General features: G+C 54.2%; 7 protein-coding genes and 1 pseudogene. 7 read left to right on the top strand and 1 reads right to left on the bottom strand.

Annotated features, from left to right (window positions below):
- Positions 1–183: 183 nt before the first annotated feature.
- Positions 184–603, bottom strand: a complete 420-nt coding sequence (locus A5774_RS07700; protein ID WP_021353146.1) for a thermonuclease family protein — start codon at positions 601–603, stop codon at positions 184–186.
- A gap of 428 nt (positions 604–1031) precedes the next feature.
- Here A5774_RS07700 and A5774_RS07695 point away from each other — a divergent pair, with 428 nt between their 5' ends.
- The 7 genes and pseudogenes from A5774_RS07695 to A5774_RS07670 all read left to right on the top strand — a co-directional run.
- Complete coding sequence (locus tag A5774_RS07695; protein ID WP_021353145.1) at positions 1032–1865, top strand: hypothetical protein; 834 nt, start codon at positions 1032–1034, stop codon at positions 1863–1865.
- The gene (locus tag A5774_RS07690; protein WP_064834194.1) at positions 1862–2890 is read left to right on the top strand and encodes an HAD-IIA family hydrolase; all 1029 of its coding nucleotides are present in this window, start codon (positions 1862–1864) and stop codon (positions 2888–2890) included. The genes A5774_RS07695 and A5774_RS07690 overlap by 4 nt, the downstream gene beginning before the upstream one ends.
- A 3-nt stretch (positions 2891–2893) precedes the next feature.
- Positions 2894–3061: a hypothetical protein gene (locus tag A5774_RS11310; protein WP_156519581.1), complete on the top strand. Its 168-nt coding sequence runs from the start codon at positions 2894–2896 to the stop codon at positions 3059–3061.
- A 64-nt stretch (positions 3062–3125) separates the two neighbouring features.
- Positions 3126–3962 (top strand): TlyA family RNA methyltransferase, encoded by an 837-nt coding sequence (locus tag A5774_RS07685; protein ID WP_064834192.1) that lies wholly within the window; start codon positions 3126–3128, stop codon positions 3960–3962.
- Positions 3963–3973: 11 nt separating this feature from the next.
- Positions 3974–4957 carry an NAD kinase gene (locus A5774_RS07680; RefSeq protein ID WP_064834190.1) on the top strand — a complete coding sequence of 328 codons (984 nt, stop codon included), beginning with the start codon at positions 3974–3976 and terminating at the stop codon, positions 4955–4957.
- A gap of 8 nt (positions 4958–4965) precedes the next feature.
- The gene (recN, locus tag A5774_RS07675) at positions 4966–6693 is read left to right on the top strand and encodes a DNA repair protein RecN (RefSeq protein ID WP_064834188.1); all 1728 of its coding nucleotides are present in this window, start codon (positions 4966–4968) and stop codon (positions 6691–6693) included.
- A 50-nt stretch (positions 6694–6743) separates the two neighbouring features.
- Positions 6744–7187: pseudogene (locus tag A5774_RS07670) on the top strand (thiamine pyrophosphokinase); the annotation flags it as partial.

Below are 7187 nucleotides of genomic sequence, written 5' to 3'. Positions count from 1 at the left end.
CATGTTTGGTTGTTTGTTTGGCCCGTGGTTGGGTGCACCCTGGTGGTGCATTCAACCACGGGCCACAAACATATCCACACCCAATTTATGGAGCCAGGTTTTCGTGGCTCAGCATATTACCTTTGAACGCGCTTAAATGCGCCACAAGAGGCAGAGTCCGGACGACAGTGGATTTTTCTTAGTCTAATTTTGGGTCTTATAACCAGCAAACTCACATCCGCTATCAGCTGCAAATACCCCACGTCGACTTTCTTTCGCTTCGGCAGCAGCCCGCTCAATTTCTTCGTAAAATAGTGTGTTTGGTTGCACCAAGATCGGTACTGCAAAACCAGCAGCGGCGACTTCTCGGTTTACAAAGGTTTCTCCGGCATATACTCCTGCTAGCTCTCGCCCATAGTGGTCAGCTTGTTCCTGATCATAAACCAACTGCACTTGCGTACCTTCCGGAATCAGCCCTTCGACAAACTGTTTGGCCTCGTCGGCGTAACATTCTTTATTGAGTTCCGGCGTATCTATATTCAACAGCCGGACCCGCGTCGTTTCCGAAGTTCCAGGCTTCCTTACGCGAATAGTATCGCCATCGACGATGCTAGCGACAACCACAGTCCTTTCTATGCGCTCTGGCATCTTATCGGAACCCAGTAATTGATAGCCCCCGTATAGAAGGGCTGCAATAATTGTAAGTCCGAGCGCAGATTTCGATCTCCTCTGGTCCACCGTTTGCCTCCTGGCTGTTTCAGCGTTCTTCGGTTAATTATTTTTCCCGGTGCAGGTTTAACGTTTCTCGGCTTAGCATAATCCGGAGCTTTTAGTTCTTTAGGGCCAGGTCCGCTCAGCGTAGTCCAACGAGCCTTCGTCGCCTTCGCTGTCCCAACCCCTTCTGTTTTCTTTTCCTACCTTTACACGCTTTGCCATGTCGTCCGCTAACGGTGATTCCGCCTACTGTAGCTATCGCTGCTCTATCCAGTTCGCTAAGCTAGCTGGAAGCTGGCAGATTTTTGGCGCAACGATAATTAGAAAGAGGATCCTGTATGAATAAACCCGCGGGTCGACCACGGCGAACTGGAAACAAAGGCAACAAACGGACCCACAGCCAGAATCGCGGGGGCAGGCAATTCGATTCCCAGCGTTCCGCGAAGGCGAATAAGGGGCCCCAGAAACCTGGTTTCCGGGAAGATCGCTTGAACAAACGCTCAACAGAGCCTGATCTACCAGATGATATTGATCCAACCGTCCTGGATCCAACTGTTCTGCAAGATTTGAAGGTCTTGTCGAAAGATAACGCGGATTCTGTAGCTAAACACATGATTATGTCGGCTACGCTGATGGAAGAAGATCCACAGCTAGCATTGCGTCATGCCCGCGCAGCTAAGGACCGTGCCGGCCGAGTTTCGGTCGCTCGGGAGGTAAACGGCATCGCGGCCTATCATGCTGGTGAGTGGAAAGAGGCTCTAGCAGAGCTCCGCGCTTCGCGACGTATGCACGGTGGTCCCGGTCTTTTGGCCGTAATGGCTGACTGCGAACGCGGCCTTGGGCGGCCGGAAAAAGCTATCGAATTATCAAAGTCACCAGAAGCCCGCAATTTACCTCTCGACGAGGCCATTGAATTAGCGATTGTCGCCGCGGGTGCTCGCCTAGATCAGCAACAGGCGGACAGCGCCGTGATTACTTTGCAGCGCGCTAATCCAGATAAAGCTGATCGGGGGATGGCAGCTGTGCGCCTGAGCTATGCCTACGCCAACGCACTGTTGGAGGCCGGCCGTCGTGACGAAGCTCTGGATTGGTTCGAGCACGCTGCTGAAATTGATGAAGAAGAGTGGACTGATGCAGAAGTGCGCTTAGAGGAGTTGAAGAAAAGCTCATGAGTCTGTTAACTCAGCATGATGGTCTACTTGTCGACTTGGACGGCACGGTGTGGAATGGTGACACTGCCATTGCATCAGCTATTTCGGCCCTGAACGATGTCTCCGTTCCCGTCGCCTTCGTAACTAATAACGCTTCAAAAGCCCATGCTGCCGTCGCTGAAAAACTCCGTGCCTTAGGGATAAACAACGAGAGTCCCACGGTGTTTAATTCGGTCGATGCAGTTGTGCAGCTGCTGCAACAAGAAGCTGAGCCGGGCACTACCGTGCTCGTTGTCGGCACCGCTTGGCTGCAAGAAACCATTGCAGACGCGGGGTACCGGGTAGTGACCTCAGCTGGCGACGACCCCGTCAACGCAGGGATCGCAGCAGTTGTGCAGGGGCATAACCCAGAAAATGGTTGGGCTCAGTTGTCGGAAATTGCATTGGCTGTTCGTGCCGGCGCTCGCTATATTTTGACTAACGCGGACGCTTCACTGCCTACAGAACGTGGGTTTTATCTGGGCAACGGTGCGATGGCCGCTGCAGTTACAGCGTCTACTGGGGTGCTCCCCCGGGCAGCGGGTAAGCCGGAACCGGAGTTATTCCATTTGGCTGCGCAAAAGATCGGGGCAAAGAATCCGTTGTGCATTGGCGATCGCTTAAATACAGATATTGCTGGTGCCAACAACGCTGGTTTCGCTTCCTTACATGTGCTTACAGGAGTTTCTGGGGCAATCGAGTTGCTTGAGGCACCACCGGAGCACCGGCCAACTTATATTGGCGTTGATCTTGCTGATGTCCTCCTTCCTGCTGAACAACTACGACCCGGGGCGCAAAATGGTTTTACCGCGCGTGCCGATGGGCACGATGTTTTATTGGAACGCGGCTCGATAGAAGGTCACGGTAACAACGGCCAAGGGCAGGCTGCCCATTCGGCTGCTGCGTTGCGCACCGTGCTTGAAGTCGCGTGGGCACTGCCGAAGCCACCCCGGTATATCCATCCGCGATCAGAGTTTGCTGAAAAAGCTGTAGATAGCTGGAACTAAGCCATGTCTGTACCAAAACCGCGTGACCCCAACGCCCCATCGATTACCCCGGGCGAACTTGCCGACGAACTGGTCCATGTGTTTGCACAACCAGCAACCGATCTAGAAATGGAAGCCGGACAACTCGAACGGGCACATCAGATCTTGCAACGTGGTCTACAAGAAAATTAGCGCGTTGATCGCGGAAGTAGTCACCGCAACACGAAACACCGAGCTCAGGAATGACGAGTAACCCATGCACGACACGCACAAAGAATCGCGCTCACGGCTCGATGCAGCGCTGGTGTACCGCGAGTTGGCCCGGTCACGGGAACATGCGGTCAGATTGATTAAAGACGGCTTGGTTGTTGTCGAGGGGACAGTTATTCGGAAACCCTCTTTCCCAGTGACGCATTCGAACTTGGTGACGGTTAGCGGTGGTGGCGAGCCGGAATGGGCATCGCGGGGCGCTTATAAATTGCTCGGAGCACTCGAGGAATTTGCGCCTGCAGGCCTGGATTTTACGGGCAAAAAGGTTCTTGATGCTGGTGCATCAACCGGAGGTTTTACTGATGTCTGTTTGCACTGTGGAGCCTCTATGGTCGTGGCCGCTGACGTCGGACGTGAGCAATTGATTCCGCGGTTGCGCAGCCACCCGCAGGTGTTGGTGAAAGAACAGCTTAATTTGCGGCACGTCACTGTTGATGACACGGATGGCTACTGCGATGCCATGGTTGGAGACTTATCTTTTATCTCTTGGCGGTTAGTGCTGCCTGCTATTGCTTCGGTGCTTGCCGACGGTGCTGACCTACTTCCTATGGTCAAACCACAGTTTGAAGTCGGTAAGCATCGACTTGGAAATCGCGGAGTAGTGCGCAGCGCACAGCTACGAGAAGAAGTCACCATTGGGGTCGCTGAATTTGCTGCTGAGTTGGGCTTATCGACGCTAGCGGCAGGGGCCTCGCGGCTGCCAGGCCCGAGCGGAAACGTAGAATACTTTTTATGGCTGAAAAAAGACGGTGGAGCACGGATGCCGTCTGACTCGGTTTTGCACGAGTTAATTCATAATGCGGTTGAGAAAGGACCACAGTGACGAGGTTGAACATGGCTGCTCAAAGCAACCGGCGCGCTAGTGACCAGCGTGTCGTCTTGTTGGTCCCGCATACTGGCAGCATGGGCAACGTAGCTACTACCGAACGCGTTGTTCGTTTGCTTTCTGCCGCTGGTATTTCTGTGCGCATCGTCGTTGATGATCGAACCACCGGCGTGAGCGAACATCCGTATCTCTCCCTGTATCCGTTGGTTGCTGCAGAACCAGAAGCTGCGCGCGGTTGCGAGCTGGTGCTTGTTCTCGGAGGAGATGGCACTTTTTTGCGTGCTGCAGACTTGGCACATGCAGTTGACGTCCCGGTCCTAGGCGTGAACATGGGCCATGTTGGATTTCTCGCTGAGTGGGAAGAAGAATCACTGGAGACCGCTGTGGAACGTGTGGTGCTACGTGATTATCGCATTGAAGAGCGCATGACCATTGACACGGTCGTAGTCGATGCAGCTGGGGAAGAAGTTGGTCGTTCTTGGGCGCTCAATGAAGTTAGCATGCATAGTCAGAATCGACGTGGAGTGCTTGATGCCATTCTCGAAGTCGACGGCCGGCCGGTGAGTTCATTCGGTTGCGATGGTGTGCTGATCTCGACACCGACGGGGTCTACCGCGTATTCGTTTTCTGCCGGTGGGCCAGTCTTGTGGCCTGAGTTGGATGCGATTTTGGTGGTGCCGAACAATGCGCACGCGCTTTTTGCTAAACCACTTGTAGTTTCACCGGCATCGACGGTGGCGGTAGAGTCCGCTTCGCAAACTGATGAGGCGGTCGTGATTATGGACGGTCATCGGCAAATCACTATGCCTCCGGGATCGCGAGTAGAGGTGGTTCGAGGCGCACATCCGATTCGTTGGGTACGCTTGGATGATAAACCGTTCACCGACCGCCTCGTTAACAAATTTTGGTTGCCGGTGGAGGGGTGGCGTGGTCCACGGGGACTTCGCCGCGGGGCCAACAACACGGACGATGCACGAGGGGGAGGCGAGTAGTCAAGGTTATGCTCGCGGATATCACGATCGAAGATTTAGGCGTGATTCGTCATGCCTCAGCAGAACTGTCTTCCGGGTTAACCGTGCTCACTGGCGAGACCGGTGCCGGCAAAACCATGGTGGTTACCGGGCTTCGGTTGCTCGCAGGTAGCCGTGCCGACGCGTCCCGGGTACGAACGGGAGCTAAAAAAGCCGTCGTTGAAGGTAGCTTTCTCACTGATGAGCTTAGCTCCAGTGCGCAACAATCGGTGAAAGAAATCGTTGAATCTGGGGGCGGTTCTGCAGACGAAAATGGCGAATACATCGCTGCCCGCACGGTTAGCGCCCAGGGGAGATCTAAGGCGCACTTAGGAGGACGTTCGGTGCCTGCCGCGAAGCTGGCGGAATTTTCTTCCTATGTCTTGGCCATTCACGGGCAAAATGACCAACTGCGTTTGTTGGCTCCAGAAGAACAGCGTGCTGCGCTTGATCGGTTTGCGCCAAAGAATTCCGCTCTACTTGCGGATTACCAAGTTCATTACCGGGACTGGAAAAGATTGCAGCGAGACTTCAAAATTCGGACAGAGTCTCGTCGCGAGCTGGCTCAAGAAGTTGATCGTTTACAATTCGCGATTGACGAAATCGACGAGATTTCGCCGGAAGCTGGTGAAGACGAGGAGCTGATTACCCGGATTCGTCGCTTGCAAGACGTCGACTCCCTCCGTGAACAAGCTATGTCAGCACTGACCGCGATCGACGGCGCGGAGGCTGCCGGTGGATCAGACGGGTTTAGCGAAACTGACCCTGCTTCGACTCTCCTGGGGCAGGCGGAATCAGCGGTACGGGGCTCTGAGGACCCACAATTGTCTGCCTTGGCGGACAAACTTGGCGATATCACTACGCAATTAGGGGAAATATCCGCAGAACTTGGCGGCTTTCTCGGGGAGCTACCGGCAGATCCAGATCAGTTAGAATCTGCACTTCAACGCCAGCACGAACTGAAAAACTTGACGCGCAAATATGCCCCGACGATTAGCGAAGTGATTGCGTGGCGCGACGCTGCGGAAAAACGGTTAGCGAGCATCGACACTTCAGCCCATGCACTCGAAGAATTGCAAAAGCGCATGCAAACGGCAGAGAAAAATATGCGTGCGGCTGCGAAAAAACTTTCTGCTGCACGCCTTAGAGCCGCTGGGGAATTAGAAAAGGCGGTAACCGCCGAGATACAGGGTTTGGCAATGCCGAAAGCACGTTTAGAGGTTGCTGTTCGACAAATCCAGCCAGCAGAATCTGGTGCTGATGAGGTTGAACTGCTACTTGCGCCGAATGATGCAGCACGGGCACAACCGCTTTCTACCGCTGCGTCCGGTGGCGAATTATCGCGCGTGATGCTGGCATTGGAAGTCATCATTTCTGCAGAAACTACTGGTGCCACGATGGTTTTTGATGAAGTTGATGCTGGCGTCGGCGGCCGTGCGGCGGTCGAGATAGGCCGGCGTTTGGCCCGCTTGGCGGTGCATAATCAGGTCATCGTCGTCACGCATCTACCACAGGTCGCAGCTTATGCGGATACACATTTGCACGTAGCTAAAGAAGTCACTGATGAGACAGTCACCTCTGGCGTGCTCACGTTGGGTTATGAGCAACGCGTGGAGGAACTTGCCCGCATGTTAGCCGGTTTGGATGACACAGAGACTGGGCGTGCGCATGCAGCAGAATTATTAGATAAGGCAGAGCAGGACAAAACTACCCGGTAACAGGCGCGCCTTGGCCACTACCGGGGACAATCCGTGTTAAATATCCTGGCATGGGGTTGTTTAACAAAGATGCCGATCTTCCTGGAGTTCAGGCCACTGTGCGTGATTGCACTCCTGGCGGAAAGGGAATGCGCAAATTCCAACGTGGCGATATCGCAGTGATTAACGCTGCCGATATAACTCGGCGGGAGGCACAAAACCTCGTTGATGCCGGCCCGTCAGTGGTAATTAACGTCGCTCGATTCACCGAAGGCGGCGTGCCAAATTATGGCCCGCACATGTTGCTAGACGAAGATGTTGTGCTGTTGGAAAACGCCGGGGAGGGCTTTGCCTCTGCAATGCGCGAAGGCAAAAAAGCGCGCGTGACCGAAGAAGGCGAAATCTACCTAGGGGATCGTTTCATCGGCAAAGGCGATCCGGTGAATCGTGAATCCGCGGAAAAGGCTTTTGCGGAAGCACAACAATCCCTCATTGATCATATGGAGGCATATTTC

The sequence above is a fragment of the Corynebacterium sp. EPI-003-04-2554_SCH2473622 genome (assembly GCF_001665955.1).
Taxonomy (GTDB): Bacteria; Actinomycetota; Actinomycetes; order Mycobacteriales; family Mycobacteriaceae; genus Corynebacterium; species Corynebacterium pseudodiphtheriticum.
This window is presented reverse-complemented; position numbering and strand designations above follow the sequence as displayed.